Below are 17,382 nucleotides of genomic sequence, written 5' to 3'. Positions count from 1 at the left end.
CCCCCGACGGGCCGGCCGGGGGCCCCGTTCCTACACCGGCGGCCAGGGAATGGGCGGCCACTGACCGGACGGAACGGGATGCCGTCCGGTCCTGCGCAGCACGGCGACCCGCTCCCGCAGGGCGGTCACCTCGGCCCCGGTCAGCAGGCCGGCGAGGCGTTCCGCCAGTGGAGTGCCGGGCGCCAGTCGCCCGTCCAGCGCGTCGAGGACGCCGACGGCCTCGTCGGTCAGCTCCTCCCCCGCCCAGCCCCACAGGAGGGTGCGCAGCTTGTCGTCCACGTGGAAGCTCACCCCGTGGTCGATGCCGTAGAGGTGCCCGTCCGGCGCGGGCAGCAGATGCCCGCCCTTGCGGTCGCCGTTGTTGATCACGGCGTCCAGCACGGCGAGCCGGCGCAGCTGCGGGGTGTCGGCGTGCACGAGCAGCGCCGTGCGGTCCTCGGCGACCTGGGCGGGCCCCACGGCCTTCCAGCCCTCTCCCGCCGCCTCCTCCTCGACGAGGGCGAGCAGGGCGGCCTCCGGATCGGCCTCGACCCACAGCTGGACCATGCCCTCGCCGTACGGCCCGTCCCGCAGCACGGTGGGCGGGACGAGGCCCCAGCCGGTCGCCTCGGACACCTCGAAGGCCGCGACCTCGCGCTGGGCGAGGGTGCCGTCGGGGAAGTCCCACAGCGGGCTCTCGCCCGCGACCGGCTTGTAGACGCAGGCCGCCTGCTCGCCCCCGTGTGTGACGGAGCAGTACAGCACCGCGTTGGACGCCTCACGGACCTGCCCGCGGACGGTCAGCTCGCCCTTGGCGAGCAGGTCGAGCGCGGTGCGCGTCCGTTCGTGTGTTCCGTCACCGCTCATGCGCCGCGACGGTATCCGTTCTGGCGGGGGCAGACGTGCCCCTCGGGGTCGAGCGGCAGGCTGCACAGCGGGCACGGCGGGCGGCCGGCGTTGACCACGTCGAGGGCCCGCTTGGCGAAGGCGCGGGCCTGCGAGCCGCTGAGCCGGACCCGCAGCATCGGCGGGCCGTTCTCCTCGTCCTGGAGCATCCGCTCCTCGGCCGCGGCGAGGTCCTCCTCGGTGTCCGCGTCGAGTTCGACGAGCGCCTGCGCCTCGACGATCATGCACTGCTCCTCGCCGTCCCAGGCCAGGGCCATGGTGCCGACCCGGAACTCCTCCTCGACGGGGGTGTCGAGGGGGGCGGTGTCCGTCGTGTCGGGGGGTGCGACCGCGGGCACCGGCGCGTTGCCGCCGGTGCGGCGCACGACCTCGTCCAGGAGCTCGTCGATCCGCTCCGCGAGAGCCGCTACCTGGGTCTTCTCCAGGGCGACGCTGGTGACCCGGCCGGCCGCGGACGCCTGGAGGAAGAACGTACGGCGTCCAGGCAGCCCGACCGTGCCGGCCACGAAACGCTCCGGTGGGTCGTAGAGGAACACCTGACGGGACACGTTCCCGACTCCCTTGGGTCTCGACTGTCGTGCCGCGGACTGGTTTTCTCCCGCGGCGCGTCCACCCTACTGCGCGGATGGATCACGGGGCGCCCGCACCGCCTCCGACCTCCGCCGCACCCTGGTCGGCGGGGGTCTCGCGCGGGAGGAGGGCGGCGAAGTCACCGGTGTCGCCGAGGCGGACGAGGAAGGGGCGCAGCCGGGTGTAGCGGATCACGGTGACCGAGCAGGGGTCCACCTGGATGCGCTGGAAGAGGTCGAGGTGGAGGCCGAGGGCGTCGGCGACGATCGCCTTGACGATGTCGCCGTGCGAACACATGGCGTAGACGGCGTCCTCGCCGTGCTCGGCCTCGATCCGGGCGTTCCAGTCGCGCACCGCGTCCACGGCCCTGGCCTGCATCGCGCGCATCGACTCGCCGCCGGGGAAGCCGGCCGCCGAGGCGTGCGCCTGGACGACCCCCATCAGCGGCTCGTCCATGAGTTCGGCGAGTTTGCGGCCCGACCAGTCGCCGTAGTCGCACTCGTTGATGCGGTCCTCGACGTGCAGCGGGAGACCGGGGCGGGCGTCGAGCAGCGGCCGCACGGTCTCGCGGCAGCGCTGCAGCGGGCTGGTGACGACGGCGGCGAGCGGCACCCCGGCGAGCCGCTCGGGCAGCGCGGCGGCCTGCTCGGCGCCGCGCTCGTCGAGGGCGACCCCGGGCGTGCGCCCGGCGAGCACCCCGGAGGTGTTGGCGGTGGAACGTCCGTGCCGTACGAGGATCAGCGTGGCCATGCCGGCCAGCCTAGGCGGTGTCCTCCGGATCGTGCCGGGCACGATCCGGAAGACGCGCCCCCGGCGCGTGGCGGCGGGCGGCGGCCCCGGACGGGCCTGCGCCGGCCCCCTGCGGATGCGGACCGGCCCGGGTCGGGGGAGAATACGGCGCGTGATCGTGGACTCAGCCATCTATCGGCGCGGACAGCGGACGGGGGGCCCGGCCGACCTGTCGGACGCCCTGGCGGAGGCGCGGGCGACCGGGGACGCGTTCCTGTGGGTGGGGCTCTACGAGCCGACCGCGGAGGAGTTCGGCCATGTCTCCACGGAGTGCGCCCTGCACCCGCTGGCCGTGGAGGACGCCCTGAAGGCGCATCAGCGGCCCAAGCTGGAGGTCTACGACGACTGTCTGTTCGTCGTGCTCAAGCCGGTGGTGTACGAGCCCCGGAGCGACCGGGTCAGCTCGGACGAGGTGATGGTCTTCGTCGGCGATTCCTTCGTGGTGACCGTGAGGCACGGGTCCGGCAGCCCGCTGGCCGCCGTGCGCAAGCGCATGGAGGCCGCGCCGGACGTGCTCCGGCACGGACCGACCGCGGTCCTCTACGCGATCTGCGACTCCGTCGTGGACCACTACATCGACGTCGCCGGGGAGCTCCAGATCGACCTGGAGGAGCTGGAGGCCGACGTCTTCGCGCCGTCCGGCGGCAGCCCGGCGAGGACCGCGGAGCGGATCTACACGGCCAAGCGGCAGGTCCTGGAGTTCCGCCGGGCGGCGAGCCCGCTGTCCGCGCCGATGGCCCGGCTCGCGACGGGGACGGTGCCCTTCGTGCACGACAAGGCCATGCCGTTCTTCCGCGACGTGCAGGACCATCTGCTGCGCGCCAACGAGCAGGTGGAGGGGCTGGACCGGCTGCTGTCCGACGTGCTGTCGGCCCATCTGGCGCAGATGGGCGTGCGGCAGAACGACGACATGCGGAAGATCTCGGCGTGGGCGGCGATGGCCGCGGTCCCCACGATGGTCGCGGGGATCTACGGCATGAACTTCGACCACATGCCGGAGCTGCGCTGGGTGGGGTCCTACCCGACGGTCATCCTGCTCATGGCGGGCACCGTCACGCTCCTGTACCGGCTGTTCAAGCGGCGCGGCTGGATGTGACGGTGCCGGTCCTCCGCGGGAGGGGCGGCCTCAGAAGGCCGGGGCCGGGGTCGCGGGTCCGCCGAGGGCGTCGCGGCGCTCGGGCATCCTGAGGTCGACCATCTTGTGCCAGCCGGCCGCCCGCTCGTACGCGTACATCCCGTGGATCCCGGCGGCGAGGACGGCGGCCTTGGCCCGGGGCCAGCGCAGGATGCGGCCCATGTGGCTCATCACGGCGAGGCTGACGTCCCGGTAGACCTGGATCTCGGCGAGGGCGGACTCGCGCAGGACGCGCTGGATGAGGCGCCCGTGGCCCTCGTCGTTGAGACGGAGCAGTTCCTCGTGGCAGTACGAGAGGTGGTTGACCTCGTCGTCGTCGATCATGTGGATGGCCTTGCCGAGCTCGGGGTGGTCCCCGAAGTACCGGACCAGCAGCCGCATCTGGTCGGCCGCCCGCTGTTCGGTGACCCGGCTGTGGCTGAGGTAGACGATGACGTCCCGCTCGGTCAGCGGCTCCTCGCGGCGCAGCTTGTCGTGGGCGAGGCCGATCCCGCGCCGTTCGAGCAGCATGGTGTAGTCGGTCTCGGGCGGCACCGGGACGGGCTCGAGCCCGCGTTTCCTCATGAGGGCGTTGAAGATCCGGCCGTGCTTGTCCTCGTCGGCGCCGTGCCGCGTGATCTTGGGGGCGAGGTCCCTCATGCCGGGGGCGACGAGCGCGGCGATCCGCCCGTTCTCCCAGCCGCCCTGTGCCTCGCCGCTGGCGGCGATGGAGCAGAAGAGCTGGAACGACTCGTCGTTGTCGATGATTTCCTGGAACAGGCTCTTGGCCGTGAGCATCACTGCCACCTCCCGTGGAGTACGAGTCAAGTGCGCCACGCGCGGGTGGGCAACACGAGGGCCCCGAGGCTGGGCCGAACGGCGTACGGGAGGCGGGCGGGAGAGGTGCGTCGCGGCGCGTAACTCCGGGGCCGCTCACGCGTTGTGCTGCGTGACGGCCGTGGCGGGGAAGACCCCCGAGCCCCCACCACGGCCGCGGACTTCCGGAGGGACGCGCGTCAGGCGAGTCCGGCCCGCTCCAGCGCCTCGACGCCGGCCCGGAGCGCCGCGAGGCGCTCGTCCAGGGTGAAGCCGGCCGGGGCGAGGGTCAGGGTGGTGACCCCGGCCGCCGCGTAGGCCTTCATGCGGTCGGCGATCCGGTCGACGGTGCCGAGCAGGGTGGTCTGGTCGATGAGCTGACGCGGCACGGCCGCCGCGGCGCCGTCCTTGTCGCCGGCCAGGTACTTGTCCTGGATCTCGGCCGCGGCCTTCTCGTAGCCCATGCGCTGGGCGAGCTGGTTGTAGAAGTTCTGCTTGCGGCTGCCCATGCCGCCCACGTAGAGGGCGGTGTACGGGCGGAAGATGTCGGCCAGGGCGTCGATGTCGTCGCCGAGGGCGAGCGGCAGGGTCGGGTGGACGTCGAAGCCCTCCATGGTGAGCCCGGCCTTCTCGCGCCCCGCACGGAGGTGGCGCAGCGCGGTGTCCTCCAGGTGCTCCGCGGCCGGGAAGATCAGCAGGGCGCCGTCGGCGATCTCGCCGGTCTGTTCCAGGTTCTTCGGACCGATGGCGGCGATGTAGAGCGGGATGTGCGGGCGGGTCGGGTGGACCGTCAGCTTGATCGGCTTGCCCGGGCCGTCCGGCAGCGGCAGCGTCCAGTGCTCGCCCTCGTAGCTGAGGCGCTCGCGGGACATCGCCCTGCGGACGATCTCGACGTACTCACGGGTGCGGGCCAGCGGCTTGTCGAACTTGACGCCGTACCAGCCCTCGGAGACCTGCGGGCCGGAGACGCCGAGGCCGAGGCGGAAGCGGCCGCCGGAGAGCGAGTCCAGCGTCGCGGCGGTCATCGCCGTCATCGCGGGCTGCCGGGCCGGGATCTGCATGATCGCCGAGCCGACGTCGATCCGCTCGGTCTTGGCGGCGACCCAGGACAGCACGGTCGGGGCGTCGGAGCCGTAGGCCTCCGCCGCCCAGCAGACGTCGTAGCCGAGGCGGTCCGCCTCCTGGGCCACGGCGAGGTTGTCGCCGTCCATGCCCGCGCCCCAGTAGCCGAGGTTGATGCCGAGCCGCATGCCACGTACCCCTTACCCATCGGTAACGTCTCTGTTGCCGGGACTCTAGCGCGCGGCCCCGTCATCCGTCAGGAGGCGATGCGGGCCGGTGCGGGCGCGGGCCTGTGGACGGGTTGTCCACAGGCTCTCTTCGCGTGGTGCCCCGGCCAGTACTCTCGCGGCCATGGAGCAGAGGCATCTCGGACGTACCGGCCTGCGCGTGTCCCGGCTCGGGCTCGGCACCCTCACGTGGGGCCGTGACACCGACGAGCACGACGCGGCGCAGCAGTTGAAGGCGTTCTGGGACGCGGGCGGCACACTCGTGGACACCGCGGACGTGTACGGGGGCGGCGAGGCGGAGTATCTGCTCGGGCGGCTGGTCGGCGACAAGGCCCTGGTGCCGCGCCGGGAGCTGGTGCTCTCGACCAAGGCCGGCAGCGTCCCCGACCCCGACCGCCGCACCGACGGCTCCCGCGGGCACCTGCTGGCGGCCCTGGACGCCTCGCTGGCCCGGCTCGGCACGGACTACGTGGACCTCTGGCAGCTGCACGCCTTCGATCCGTACACGCCCCTGGAGGAGTCCCTCCAGGCCCTCGACATCGCCGTCAGCACCGGCCGGGCCCGGTACGTCGGCGTCTCCGACTTCTGCGGCTGGCAGCTCGCCAAGGCCGGCACCTGGCAGCTGTCCGGGGAACGCACCCGGCTCGCCGGGACGCAGATGGAGTACTCGCTGCTCCAGCGCGGTGTCGAGCGCGAGGTGCTGCCGGCCGCGCTCGACCTCGGCATCGGGCTGCTGCCCTCCTCGCCGCTCGGCCGCGGGGTGCTCACCGGCAAGTACCGGCACGGCACGCCGGCGGACTCGCGCGGCGGCTCGGAGGCCCTCGCCCCTTTCGTGGAGCCGTATCTGGACGACACGGCGAGCCGGATCGTGGACGCGGTCAGCACCGCGGCGGACGGCCTCGCCACGACCCCGCTCCAGGTCGCGCTCGCCTGGGTCCGCGACCGTCCCGGAGTGACCGCCCCGGTCATCGGCGCGCGCAACGCGCAGCAGCTCATGGCCGCGTTGTCAGTGGAGAGCCTTAGTCTTCCTGAGGAGATCTGCCGGGCCCTCGACGACGTGTCGGCGCCCGTGCACCGTTATCCGGATCACGACTGGAGCACCTTGTGACCGAGCCTTCCGGCGACACCACGCCCGAGGCCGCCCCCACCCCGCCGGGCGAGCCCGCCGAGCCCACGGCCGCCGATCCGGCGGAGGCCACGGAGTCGCCCGACGCGACGGCCGCCCCGGACCCCGACGCGGTCGGGCCGGCCGCGGAAGAGGCGGCCGGGGCCGAGGGCCCGGCGGACGGCGACGGCGACGGCGACGGCGACGGCGGAGCGGAAGCGGACTCCGGTGCGACCGCGGCGGCCGAGGGGGACGCGGCGGGAGCGGAGGCTCCCGGAGTGTCCGAGGCACAGGCGGAGCTCGCCGCGCAGCGGGAGCTGCGGGCGAGGATCGAGCAGCGCAAGGCCGGGCGGAGCGAGCCCGTCGAGGCCGGCGGGAAGCTGAGCGGGACGGCCGCCGATCTGCTCGCGGCCGTCCGGGCCGTGGAGAGCGGCGCCAGGCCGGCCGCGGTCCCGCGCGTCGAGGCGCCCGCGCCCTCGCGTCCGGCCCCGGCCGCCGCGCCGGAGACGACCGTGCGCCCGCCGGCCCCCCGGGCTCCCCTGGTGACGGAGGAGACGACCGCGGCCGTGCGGCAGGTCCTCGCCCGGGGCGGCGCCCCGGAGGCGCTGGCCGGCCAGGTGGCCGCGGTGCTGGGCGAGGGGGCCGCGCGGGCCCTGGAGGACGACCCGTGGCAGCTGCTCGCCGTTCCGGGGGTGCGGCCCGAGCAGGCGGACGGCTTCGGGCGTGCGCTGCTCGGCGCGCAGTGCGGCCCCGGCGACCCGCGCCGGGCCGTGGCCCTGGCCGCGTGGCTCCTGGAGCAGGCGGCGCTCAAGGGACACACGGCCCTGGAGATCGGTGCCGTACGGGACGGGCTGGCCGGGCTGTCGGTGCCCGATCCCGACAAGGCGGTGGAGCTCGCCGTCTCCGAGGCCGCGGTGCTGGTCTTCCAGGAGGAGGAGCACGAGGACGAGGCCGGCGAGGAGACGGAGGAGGACGTCCCGGAGGCGGCGGGTGCTGCGGAGCAGGGCCCGCAGGCTCCCGTGCTGCTCGGGCTCGAGCGCTACGCCCTCGCCGAGGAGAGCCTCGCCGACGGGCTCGCCCGCCTGATCCGTACGGTCGAGGCGGCGGAGTGGGACGGCCCCGAGCTGGCCCGCGCCGCCGGGGCGCACGGTCTGGTGCTGCACACGGGCGGCGAGGCCGCCCGCGCCGAACCGGCCGCGCTGGCCGAGGCCGCCCGGGCACGGGGCCTGCGGGTCGCGCTGGCGGCCCACACCGCACGCGACGGCGCCGTGCCCCTGGCCCGGCTGCTCTCCGGCGGGGCCGGGACGGGCCGGGACGCGGAGGGCGCGCTCGCCCTGGACCTGCTCTGCGTCCTGGACGCACCGCAGCTCGACGTCGAGAGCGCCGCCGCGCTGGTCGAGGCGCTGCCCGACGGCTGCCGTCTGGTGCTGTCCGGCGACCCGTACGTCCTCGGAGCGCCCGGACCCGGCCGGGTCTTCGCGGACCTGCTGGCCGCCCGGGTCGCCCCGCAGATCGCCTCGCGCACCCCCGACCCGGGCCCGCTCGGCGAGCTGGTCTCGGGGATCGGCATCGGTGAGCTGAGCCAGGTCGAGGCGCCCGGCAAGGAGGTCGTGATCGTCCCTGTGCGGGACGCCGGCGAGGCGGTGCACCGCACGGTCCAGCTGGTCGCCGACTCCATCCCGCGGGCCATCGGCGTGCCCGCCGAGCAGACCCAGGTGATCACGGTCGGCCACGGCGGCTCCGCCGGCACCCGCGCCCTGAACACGGCGCTCAAGCAGCGGCTCAACCCCGGCCCCGGCCGCTTCGGCGGCTACGACCCGGGCGACCGGGTGGCCCACTCCCCCGCCCCGGGCCGTACGGTCACGGGCACGGTCGTCTCGGCCGACGCGGCGGGCCTGCACCTGGACTGTGGCGGCGAGGAGGTCGTCGTCCCCAAGGAGCGCGTCGAGTCGGTGCTCCGGCACGGCTGGGCGCTGACCGCGCACCAGGCGGCGGGCGCGCGCTGGCCGGCCGCGGTCGTGGTGCTGCCGGGCGACGCGGCCGGCGGGCTCAGCCGGGACTGGGTGTACACGGCGTTCGGGCGGGCGGAGCGGCATCTGTCCGTCGTCCACGGCGTGGACCAGGCACTGCCCCGCGCGGTGGCCGAGGGCCTGCCCCCGGAGCGCACGACCCGCCTCCGGCCGCTCCTGGAGGCGCTCCTCCAGGACGAGGACGAGGTCTGACGGGCCGGAGAACCATGGGCGCCCTCCCCGCTCGCGCGCGGGGAGGGCACCCATGGTCCGGGGCCCCGGCCGTCATGGTCCGGGGCCGTCGCGCACCGCGTTCCCTCAGGCCCGGTGGACCCGCTCCGCCCGCTCCTCGTCCGTCTCGTCCTCGTCGTCGAAGACGGCACTGATGTCGAAGCGGCAGATGATGCGTTCGGGATCGGCGTGGTCGAAGGGGGCGTGCAGCCACTCGCCCGGTTCCGGAAGGTCCTCGGCCGCCTCGACCCAGAGGGTGGAGTCCCCCTCCTCCAGGCCGAAATCCTTGTGCCGGGACGCGATTTCGTCAGGTTCGTACTCGCCGAACAGGGCGCCGAGGGCGGCGTGGGTCGTCCCCGGCTCCTCGTCCCGGCCGAGGTCCGTGACGCGCCGGGCCTGCGCGATGAGCCGCTGGGGCTCCACCACGGCGTAGTCTCGGCGGATCAGCACGCTCACGGCGTGCGGCTCCTCCGGTCCCGCGTAGGGCGGCAGGGAGTCGTCGGCGCCGGGGATCTCGAAGGGTGTGACCTCGTCGTACCGGTCGTACAGGGCCTCGTCGTACGCCTCCGCGGCCGCGGCGAGCGCGTTGAAGGCCTCGTAGACCGCCGGGTCGTCGTCCCCGGTGCGGCGTTCGACCGCCGCGAGGTGACGGTCCACTGCGGCTTTGACCGCCTCGGCGGCGGCACGTACCTCGGCAGCGGTGGGCTGCGCAGCATCAGACATAGGAGAGACGCTATCCGTACCGACCCCTTGGCCGCACAATAGATGCGATGCCGGAATACGAATTTGTCGACGTGTACGTGCCGCGAGGCGTCTCCCGCAAGGAGGCGACGCGGCTTCTGACCGACCATGCCGAGTACGGACACTGGGAGTTGGACCGCCTGAGCCTCCACCGGGACGGCAGTCGCAGAGTGCGGCTGCGCCGGCGCATCATCCGTCAGATCCGCGCCACCTGGTGACATGGGAGAGGGCCCCGCAGAGCGGGGCCCTTCCGGTTTCCGGCACAGCCACGGACTAGGCGCTGCGGCGCGCCCGTCGGTAGATCACGGAGCCGGCGAGCAGCATGCCCGCGCCGACGGGGACGGCCACCCCGAGCGACCCGGCACCGGTGTGGGCCAGCTCCTCGGGGGTGTTCGGTCCGCCGGGGTGGTGCCCGCCGGGGGTACCGGGCGTACCGGGGGTACCAGGGTTGCCAGGGGTACCAGGGTTGCCGGGCGTGCCCGGGTTGCCAGGGGTACCAGGGTTGCCGGGCGTGCCCGGGTTACCGGGGGTACCGGGGTTGCCGGGCGTGCCCGGGTTGCCCGGCGTCCCCGGGTTACCGGGGTTACCCGGATTGCCGGGGTTACCTGGATTGCCAGGGTTCCCGGGGTTCCCAGGGTTGCCCGGATTCCCCGGGTTGCCCGGATTCCCCGGGTGCGTCGGCTCGTCCCCGTAGCCGCAGTCGTTGCCGTACGCGGCGTTGCCCAGGCCGACGGCCGAGACGCTGTTGCCGCAGACGTTGACGGGGGCGTCGATCGGCACCTGGACCTGGTTGCCGGAGGCGACGCCCGGCGAGTTCGACGCGTGGCCGCCGGCGGAGGAGCCGTGGGCGTGCTCGTCGCCGTAGCCGCCGCCCGGACGGCTCGTGTGGGCGCAGGAGTTCCCGTACGCCGGGTTCAGGAGGCCGATGCCGTTGACGGTGTTGCCGCAGACGTTGACCGGGGCGTGGACCGGGACCTGGACGCTGTTGCCGGAGGCGACGCCCGGCGAGTGGGACGCCGCGCCGGCGGCGCCCGCGTCGGCGTTCGCGTAGCCGCCGCCGAGGGCGATGACGCCGCCCGCCGCGGCGACGGTGAAGATGCTCTTGCGGGTGATGCGTGTGACCTGTCGCATTGCTGATGACCTGCTTCCGTGCCTGCTCGGCTCGCGAGAAATGACCACCGGCCCCGGAGTGCATGGCACGCACTCCGGGGCCGGCCTTGGCTCAGACCCTCAGGGGTCGAGGCACAACGTCAGGCGTTGACGCAGGTGTTGCCGAAGGCGGGGTTCAGCAGCCCGATCACGGAGACCGTGTTGCCGCACACGTTCACGGGGATGTGAACCGGCACCTGGACGACGTTGCCCGAGAGCACGCCGGGGGAACCGATGGCGGCACCCTGGGCACCCGCGTCGGCAACGGCCATGCCCGCACCCGCGAGAACGAGACCGCCGGTGGCAGCCGCAGCAGCGACGACCTTCTTGATCATTATTCCTCCTTGTTGGCAATGCGGTCCCAGCCGCGGACCGCACCACCTGTAACGAGGGGGAACCGAGGGGGCTACGAGCCCCCTCGGGCATTCACTCTTTCCGGTGGTCCACGCACGTGCGGTCGATTTCCGCCCGTCCCGGCAGCGGGCAGGAGGCGCCGGCGGAGGTCAGGACGCGTCGATGAAGCGGTCGAGGACCCGGACGCCGAACTTCAGGCCGTCCACCGGGACCCGCTCGTCCACGCCGTGGAACATGCCGGCGAAGTCGAGCTCGGGCGGCAGCTGGAGCGGCGCGAAGCCGAAGCAGCGGATGCCGAGGTCGTCGAAGGACTTGGCGTCCGTGCCGCCGGAGAGCATGTACGGCACGGCCCGGGCGATCGGATCCTCCGCGCGCAGGGCGAGCTGCATCGCGTCGACCAGGCTGCCGTCGAAGCTGGTCTCCAGGGCCTTGTCGCCGTGCACGTCCTCGCGCTTCACGCGGGGGCCGAGGATGCGGTCGAGGTCGGCCAGGAACTCCTCCTCGTAGCCGGGCAGGAAACGCCCGTCGACGTGCGCGGTGGCCTGGCCGGGGATGACGTTCACCTTGTAGCCGGCGCCGAGCATGGTCGGGGCGGCGGAGTTGCGCAGGGTGGCGCCGACCATCTTGGCGATGCCGCCGAGCTTGGCGAGCGTCGCGTCCATGTCCTCGGGGTCGAGGGGGGTGCCGAGCGCGTCGGAGAGCTCGTCCAGGAAGGACCGTACGGTCTTGGTGACCCGGACCGGCCAGGTGTGGCGGCCGAGCCGGCCGACGGCCTCGCAGAGCTCGGTGAGGGCGTTGTCGTCGTTGGTCATCGAGCCGTGGCCGGCGGTGCCCTCGACGGTCAGCCGCATCCAGTGCATGCCCTTCTGGGCCGTCTCGACGAGATAGAGCCGCAGGTTCTCGTTGACCGTGAAGGAGAAGCCGCCGACCTCGCCGATCGCCTCGGTGACACCGTCGAAGAGGTCGCGGTGCTTGTCGACCAGGTGGCGGGCGCCGTACGTGCCGCCGGCCTCCTCGTCGGCGAGGAAGGCGAGCACGATGTCGCGCGGCGGCTTGCGGCCGCTGCGCAGGCGGTCGCGGACGACCGCCAGGGTCATCGCGTCCATGTCCTTCATGTCGACGGCGCCCCGGCCCCAGACGCAGCCGTCGGCGATCTCGCCGGAGAAGGGGTGGTGGGTCCAGTCCTCGGCGTTCGCCGGGACGACGTCGGTGTGCCCGTGGATGAGCAGGGCGGGCCGCGACGGGTCCTCGCCCTCGATCCGGGCGACGGTGGAGGCCCGCCCCTTGTGCGACTCGATGATCTTCGGCTCGAGACCGACCTCCGCGAGCTTCTCCGCGACGTACTCGGCCGCCGCCCGCTCGCCCGGGCCGGAGTGGTCGCCGTAGTTGCTGGTGTCGATGCGGATGAGGTCACGACAGAGGTCGACGACCTCGTCCTCGCCCGTGACGCCCCGGCCGGTGTTCGACTCGCTCACGCTGCTTCCTCCCACTACGTGCCCCACATGGACTGCTGCTGATCTCCCCATCCTCCCGCGAGCCCCGCCCGGGACCCAAGGGCGTCCACCGACCGACACGCGGCCGTCACATGCCGGGACCGGGCCGGGGATGGTGATCGGCCACCTCGAATGTTTGCTATGGTTTTCCTCGTCGGAAGGGCCGAACGGCCCAAGAAGACACACACCCGGTCCGGGTGGCGGAATGGCAGACGCGCTAGCTTGAGGTGCTAGTGCCCTTTATCGGGCGTGGGGGTTCAAGTCCCCCCTCGGACACCAGCCGGAGAGGCCCCACGTCATGTGGGGCCTTTTCGCATGTCGGGGGGCGTTTAGGGTGGTCCGGTGAGACGCAGATCCAAGGCCCCTTCCTCCCCCCTCCCCCAGCGGGACGGCGTCGACGCCGTGCGGGTGCGGCTGCCCGAGGACCCCGAGGGGCTCTGGGGGACCGTGCTCGAGCATCTCGTGGCCCGCTACGGCGGGGCCGTCGGAGCGACTCGGGTCGCGGAGATGGCGCGGGAGGGGCGGTTCGTCGGGGCCGACGGGCGGGCCGTGGCCGGGGACGAGCCGTACGCCGCCGGGCGGCATCTCTGGTTCCACCGGGACTTTCCGGTGGAACAGCGGGTGCCGTCCGAGGTCGGGGTGGTCCACCGGGACGAGCGGATCGTCGTGGCGGACAAGCCGCACTTCCTGGCGACGATGCCCCGGGGTCGGCATGTGACGGAGACGGCGGTCGCGCGGCTGCGGCGGGAGCTGGGGGTGCCCGCGTTGCAGCCGGCGCACCGGCTGGACCGGCTGACGGCGGGGCTCGTGCTCTTCGTCGTACGGCCGGAGGACCGGGGGGCGTACCAGTCGCTGTTCCGGGACCGGGCGGTGCGCAAGGAGTACGAGGCCGTGGCCGCCGACGACCCCGGCGTCGGGCTGCCGGTGACGCGGCGCAGCCGGATCGAGAAGGAGCGCGGCGAACTGGCCGCGCGTGAGGTGCCCGGCGAGCCCAACAGCGAGAGCCGGATCGAGCGGGCCGGGCGGCTGGAGGGCGGGCTCGCCCGGTACCGGCTGGTGCCGGCGACCGGGCGGACCCATCAGCTGCGGGTGCACATGGACGCGCTCGGGCTGCCGATCCTGCACGATCCCCTGTTCCCCGTCGTCCGGGAGGACGGGGCCGAGGACTTCGGGCGGCCGCTGCAACTGCTCGCGCGACGCCTCGAATTCGTCGACCCGTTCAGCGGGGAGCTCCGGCGGTTCGAGAGCCGGCTGCGGCTCAGTGGCCGCGCCTGAGCCATTCCTCCAGGTGCGGGGCCTCCGTGCCGATCGTGGTCGTCGCCCCGTGGCCGGTGCGGACCGTCGTCTCGGACGGCAGGGCCAGCAGTTTCCCGCGGATCGAGTCGATGATCGTCGGGAAGTCCGAGAAGGACCGGCCCGTCGCGCCCGGACCGCCCTGGAACAGGGTGTCCCCGGTGAAGACGGTGCCGAGGTCGGGGGCGTACAGGCAGACCGCGCCGGGGGCGTGGCCGGGGGTGTGCAGGACGTGGAGGTCGGTCCCGGCGATCGTGAGGACCTGACCGTCCGCGAGGTCCCCGTCGGGGCTGTGGTCGGGGTGGGTCAGCTTCCACAGCGGCTGGTCGGCGGGGTGGAGCAGGATCCGGGCGCCGGTGGCGGCGGCCAGGGCCGGGGCCGCGTCGATGTGGTCGTCGTGCGCGTGGGTGCAGACGATGGCGCGCAGGGTGCGTCCGTCGAGGGCGGCGAGGATCGCTGCGGCGTCGTGGGCGGCGTCGACGACGATGGCCTCGGTGTCGTCGCCGACGATCCAGACGTTGTTGTCGACGTCCCAGGTGCCGCCGTCGAGGCTGAAGGTGCCGGAGGTGACCAGGTGGTCGATGCGGGCCGCCATCAGAGGACCACCACCGAGCGCAGGACGTCGCCCTCGTGCATGCGCGCGAAGGCCTTCTCGACGTCGCCGAGGCCGATGGTCTCGGTGACGAAGGCGCCGAGGTCGATCCGGCCCTGCTGGTGCAGGTCGATGAGCATCGGGAAGTCGCGGGACGGCAGGCAGTCGCCGTACCAGGAGGACTTGAGCGCGCCGCCGCGGCCGAAGACGTCGAGGAGCGGGAGCTCGAGCTTCATCTCGGGGGTCGGCACGCCGACCAGGACGACGGTGCCGGCCAGGTCGCGGGCGTAGAAGGCCTGCTGGTAGGTCTCGGGGCGGCCGACGGCCTCGATGACGACGTCGGCGCCGAAGCCGCCGGTGAGCTCGCGGATCGCCTCGACGGGGTCCGTGGTACGGGAGTTGACCGTGTGCGTGGCGCCCATCTCCGTGGCCTTGGCCAGCTTCCGGTCGTCGATGTCGACGGCGATGATCTTCGCGGCCCCGGCGAGGCGGGAGCCGACGACGGCCGCGTCGCCGACGCCGCCGCAGCCGATGACGGCGACGGAGTCGCCGCGGCCGACGTTGCCGGTGTTGATCGCGGCGCCGATGCCGGCCATCACGCCGCAGCCGAGGAGGCCCGCGACCTCGGGGGCCACGGCCGGGTCGACCTTGGTGCACTGGCCGGCGGCGACGAGGGTCTTCTCCGCGAAGGCGCCGATGCCGAGCGCCGGGGAGAGCTCGGTGCCGTCCAGCAGCGTCATCTTCTGTCCGGCGTTGTGGGTGGCGAAGCAGTACCAGGGGCGCCCGCGCAGACAGGCCCGGCACTGGCCGCAGACGGCACGCCAGTTGAGGACGACGAAGTCGCCCGGGGCGACGTCGGTGACCCCCGCGCCGACGGACTCGACGATTCCGGCGGCCTCGTGGCCCAGGAGGAACGGGAACTCGTCGTTGATCCCGCCCTGCTTGTAGTGGAGGTCGGTGTGGCAGACGCCGCACGCCTGGATCTTCACGACGGCCTCGCCCGGGCCGGGGTCGGGGACGACGATCGTCTCGACCCGGACCGGTTCGTTCCTGCCGGGGGCGATGACCCCCTGGACCTGCTGCGCCATCGTGACTTCCTTCCTCCGAAACGGTGATCCGCGTGACGGATGTGACGATATCGGCCAGGCTACGCGCAGCCCGCGACGTTCGCGCGATCATGCGGGGTCTTCGCCCGTACCGGCATGACGCGCCCTCAGCGGAACAGGGGGGCGGCGAACTCCGGCCTTTCGTGGCCGCGTTGACCGGCCGGGCCACGCTCCGGCCGTCCCCCGGGGCTGCGGGGCCGGTCGGCAGGTACCGGAGGGCGGGCCACCGACGCGCGTGACCCCCGCGAGCGGGGAGGGCTGCTCGCGGGGGTCACGTTCTTCCCGTGGGGGGAAGCGGGGGCCTTCCCGTTGGGGCGGGAAGGGGAGGTCAGCCCTCCTGGTGGTCGGCGGCGGTCGCGCGGACCCGGCCGCGGACCAGGAACCAGCCGCCGACCAGCGCCGCGGCGACCAGCGGCAGGCAGTTGACGGTGGTGCGGCCGATGCCGCCGTCCATCCACATGAGGACCAGGACCGCGGCGAGGAAGCCGAGCGTCACGATCTGCGTGTACGGAGCCCAGGGCAGCTGGTAGGACGGGCGGACGAGCCTGCCCTCCTTGGCGCGGCGGACGAAGAGCAGCGAACAGACCATGATCATCGCCCAGGTGCCGATGATGCCGATGGAGGCGAAGTTCAGCACCAGCTCGAAGGCGTCGTCGGGCATCTTGGCGTTGAGGACGACACCGGCGACACCGAAGCCCGCGGTGAGCAGGATGCCGCCGTAGGGGACACCGCCCCTGTTCATGACGCCCGTGAACTTCGGCGCGGAGCCGGCCAGCGACATCGAGCGCAGGATGCGGCCGGTGGAGTAGAGACCGGAGTTCAGGCTGGAGAGCGCGGCGGTGAGGACCACGAGGTTCATCACGCCGGCGGCGCCCGGGATGCCGAGCTTGTCGAAGACGGTGACGAAGGGGCTCTGGTCGCCGGAGTAGGCGGTGTACGGGAGGATCAGCGCGAGCAGGACGACCGAGCCGACGTAGAAGAGACCCACGCGCCACATGATCGAGTTGATCGCCTTCGGCATGATCTTCTCGGGGTTCTCGGTCTCGCCGGCGGCGACGCCGCACAGCTCGACGGAGGCGTAGGCGAAGACGACGCCCTGGATCAGCAGCAGCATCGGCATGACGCCGTTCGGGAAGATGCCGCCGTTCTCGGTGATGTTGGCGAGACCCGGGGTGTGGCCGCCGACGTCGTGGGAGGTGGCCACGAGGAAGATGCCGACGAGCATGAAGACCACCAGGGCGGCGACCTTGACGATGGCGAACCAGAACTCCATCTCACCGAAGTACTTCACGGAGATGAGGTTGGCCGCGAGGACGATCGCGAGGGCGATCAGGGCCAGCACCCACTGGGGGACGTCGCTGAACATCGACCAGAAGTGCGCGTAGGTGGCCGCGGCGGTGATGTCGGCGACGGCGGTGGTCGACCAGTTGAGGAAGTACAGCCAGCCGGCCGTGTAGGCGCCCTTCTCGCCCATGAACTCACGGGCGTAGGAGACGAAGGCGCCGGAGGAGGGGCGGTAGAGCACGAGCTCGCCGAGGGCCCGGACCACGAAGAAGGCGAAGAGGCCGCACACCGCGTACGCGATGAAGAGCGAGGGGCCGGCGTTCGACATCCGTCCGCCGGCGCCGAGGAAGAGGCCCGTTCCGATGGCGCCGCCGATGGCGATCATGTTGATGTGCCGGGACTTGAGGTCCTTGCGGTATCCGGCGTCTCCGGCGTCCACGTGGGCGGACGTCGAGGAGGCCGGCGGGGCTGCCGTGGGGGTCGCCGGGTCGGCGGACAGCGGGTCGGCCGCAGTGATGCGGTCACTCATGGAGTTGTTCGCCTTCGTGAGGGGGAGGGTCTG

Annotated in this window: 17 protein-coding genes and 1 tRNA gene; 6 read left to right on the top strand and 12 right to left on the bottom strand. The window is 73.1% G+C overall.

All coding sequences use genetic code 11. The features are described from left to right. Window positions 1–30: 30 nt before the first annotated feature. The 3 genes from ACGF1Z_RS32740 to ACGF1Z_RS32730 form a co-directional block, all read right to left on the bottom strand. Window positions 31–879 carry an SCO1664 family protein gene (locus tag ACGF1Z_RS32740; protein ID WP_393009789.1) on the bottom strand — a complete coding sequence of 283 codons (849 nt, stop codon included), beginning with the start codon at window positions 877–879 and terminating at the stop codon, window positions 31–33. Continuing rightward, on the bottom strand, window positions 843–1,433 hold the full coding sequence (locus ACGF1Z_RS32735) for a DUF3090 domain-containing protein (protein WP_393009740.1): 591 nt from the start codon (window positions 1,431–1,433) through the stop codon (window positions 843–845). Before ACGF1Z_RS32735 ends, ACGF1Z_RS32740 begins: the two co-directional genes overlap by 37 nt. 82 nt (window positions 1,434–1,515) lie before the next feature. Next, window positions 1,516–2,205, bottom strand: coding sequence for a histidine phosphatase family protein (locus ACGF1Z_RS32730; RefSeq protein ID WP_393009738.1), 690 nt, complete (start codon window positions 2,203–2,205; stop codon window positions 1,516–1,518). Between the two features lie 142 nt (window positions 2,206–2,347). Between ACGF1Z_RS32730 and ACGF1Z_RS32725 the strand changes: the two genes are divergently transcribed. Beyond that, window positions 2,348–3,340, top strand: a complete 993-nt coding sequence (locus ACGF1Z_RS32725) for a magnesium and cobalt transport protein CorA (RefSeq protein WP_393009787.1) — start codon at window positions 2,348–2,350, stop codon at window positions 3,338–3,340. 30 nt (window positions 3,341–3,370) lie between these two features. Here ACGF1Z_RS32725 and ACGF1Z_RS32720 read toward each other — a convergent pair whose 3' ends face one another. Together ACGF1Z_RS32720 and ACGF1Z_RS32715 are read right to left on the bottom strand one after the other, a co-directional pair. Beyond that, entirely contained in the window at window positions 3,371–4,156 is a 786-nt protein-coding gene (locus ACGF1Z_RS32720) for a ferritin-like domain-containing protein (protein ID WP_393009736.1), read from the bottom strand. Between the two features lie 218 nt (window positions 4,157–4,374). Then, window positions 4,375–5,424: an LLM class F420-dependent oxidoreductase gene (locus ACGF1Z_RS32715; protein ID WP_393009734.1), complete on the bottom strand. Its 1,050-nt coding sequence runs from the start codon at window positions 5,422–5,424 to the stop codon at window positions 4,375–4,377. A gap of 163 nt (window positions 5,425–5,587) precedes the next feature. Here ACGF1Z_RS32715 and ACGF1Z_RS32710 point away from each other — a divergent pair, with 163 nt between their 5' ends. Together ACGF1Z_RS32710 and ACGF1Z_RS32705 are read left to right on the top strand one after the other, a co-directional pair. After that, the gene (locus ACGF1Z_RS32710; RefSeq protein ID WP_393009732.1) at window positions 5,588–6,571 is read left to right on the top strand and encodes an aldo/keto reductase; all 984 of its coding nucleotides are present in this window, start codon (window positions 5,588–5,590) and stop codon (window positions 6,569–6,571) included. After that, the gene (locus ACGF1Z_RS32705) at window positions 6,568–8,790 is read left to right on the top strand and encodes a helix-hairpin-helix domain-containing protein (protein ID WP_393009730.1); all 2,223 of its coding nucleotides are present in this window, start codon (window positions 6,568–6,570) and stop codon (window positions 8,788–8,790) included. Before ACGF1Z_RS32710 ends, ACGF1Z_RS32705 begins: the two co-directional genes overlap by 4 nt. 105 nt (window positions 8,791–8,895) lie before the next feature. Here the strand turns inward: ACGF1Z_RS32705 and ACGF1Z_RS32700 are convergent, their stop codons facing one another. Continuing rightward, entirely contained in the window at window positions 8,896–9,531 is a 636-nt protein-coding gene (locus tag ACGF1Z_RS32700; RefSeq protein ID WP_393009728.1) for a hypothetical protein, read from the bottom strand. Window positions 9,532–9,578: 47 nt separating this feature from the next. Between ACGF1Z_RS32700 and ACGF1Z_RS32695 the strand changes: the two genes are divergently transcribed. Further along, window positions 9,579–9,767 carry a DUF5703 family protein gene (locus ACGF1Z_RS32695; RefSeq protein ID WP_125749393.1) on the top strand — a complete coding sequence of 63 codons (189 nt, stop codon included), beginning with the start codon at window positions 9,579–9,581 and terminating at the stop codon, window positions 9,765–9,767. A 55-nt stretch (window positions 9,768–9,822) separates the two neighbouring features. Here ACGF1Z_RS32695 and ACGF1Z_RS32690 read toward each other — a convergent pair whose 3' ends face one another. The 3 genes from ACGF1Z_RS32690 to ACGF1Z_RS32680 all read right to left on the bottom strand — a co-directional run bounded on the left by ACGF1Z_RS32690 (window position 9,823) and on the right by ACGF1Z_RS32680 (window position 12,527). Next, complete coding sequence (locus ACGF1Z_RS32690) at window positions 9,823–10,680, bottom strand: chaplin (RefSeq protein ID WP_393009726.1); 858 nt, start codon at window positions 10,678–10,680, stop codon at window positions 9,823–9,825. 119 nt (window positions 10,681–10,799) lie between these two features. Further along, a complete protein-coding gene (gene chpH / locus ACGF1Z_RS32685) occupies window positions 10,800–11,033 on the bottom strand; it encodes a chaplin ChpH (RefSeq protein ID WP_123450641.1) in 234 nt (77 codons plus the stop codon). 168 nt (window positions 11,034–11,201) lie between these two features. Further along, window positions 11,202–12,527 (bottom strand): M20/M25/M40 family metallo-hydrolase, encoded by a 1,326-nt coding sequence (locus ACGF1Z_RS32680; RefSeq protein ID WP_393009724.1) that lies wholly within the window; start codon window positions 12,525–12,527, stop codon window positions 11,202–11,204. A 209-nt stretch (window positions 12,528–12,736) separates the two neighbouring features. On the opposite strand from ACGF1Z_RS32680, the gene ACGF1Z_RS32675 reads away from it, so the two are divergent. Together ACGF1Z_RS32675 and ACGF1Z_RS32670 are read left to right on the top strand one after the other, a co-directional pair. Beyond that, window positions 12,737–12,824, top strand: a tRNA-Leu gene (locus ACGF1Z_RS32675). Window positions 12,825–12,887: 63 nt separating this feature from the next. Then, entirely contained in the window at window positions 12,888–13,820 is a 933-nt protein-coding gene (locus tag ACGF1Z_RS32670) for a pseudouridine synthase (protein WP_393009722.1), read from the top strand. On the opposite strand, the gene ACGF1Z_RS32665 is transcribed toward ACGF1Z_RS32670, so the two are convergent. The 3 genes from ACGF1Z_RS32665 to ACGF1Z_RS32655 all read right to left on the bottom strand — a co-directional run bounded on the left by ACGF1Z_RS32665 (window position 13,804) and on the right by ACGF1Z_RS32655 (window position 17,349). Continuing rightward, window positions 13,804–14,433, bottom strand: coding sequence for an MBL fold metallo-hydrolase (locus ACGF1Z_RS32665; RefSeq protein ID WP_393009720.1), 630 nt, complete (start codon window positions 14,431–14,433; stop codon window positions 13,804–13,806). The genes ACGF1Z_RS32670 and ACGF1Z_RS32665 overlap by 17 nt on opposite strands. Beyond that, the gene (locus ACGF1Z_RS32660; RefSeq protein ID WP_393009718.1) at window positions 14,433–15,518 is read right to left on the bottom strand and encodes an S-(hydroxymethyl)mycothiol dehydrogenase; all 1,086 of its coding nucleotides are present in this window, start codon (window positions 15,516–15,518) and stop codon (window positions 14,433–14,435) included. The genes ACGF1Z_RS32665 and ACGF1Z_RS32660 overlap by 1 nt, the downstream gene beginning before the upstream one ends. A 346-nt stretch (window positions 15,519–15,864) precedes the next feature. Next, window positions 15,865–17,349 (bottom strand): amino acid permease, encoded by a 1,485-nt coding sequence (locus tag ACGF1Z_RS32655; protein ID WP_393009716.1) that lies wholly within the window; start codon window positions 17,347–17,349, stop codon window positions 15,865–15,867. Window positions 17,350–17,382: the final 33 nt, after the last annotated feature.

Origin of the sequence: Streptomyces sp. NPDC048018, assembly GCF_043202995.1 — a bacterium.
Classification (GTDB): domain Bacteria; phylum Actinomycetota; class Actinomycetes; order Streptomycetales; family Streptomycetaceae; genus Streptomyces.
The sequence above is the reverse complement of the archived record's forward strand: the minus strand, read 5'-3'. Positions and strand labels throughout refer to the sequence as shown.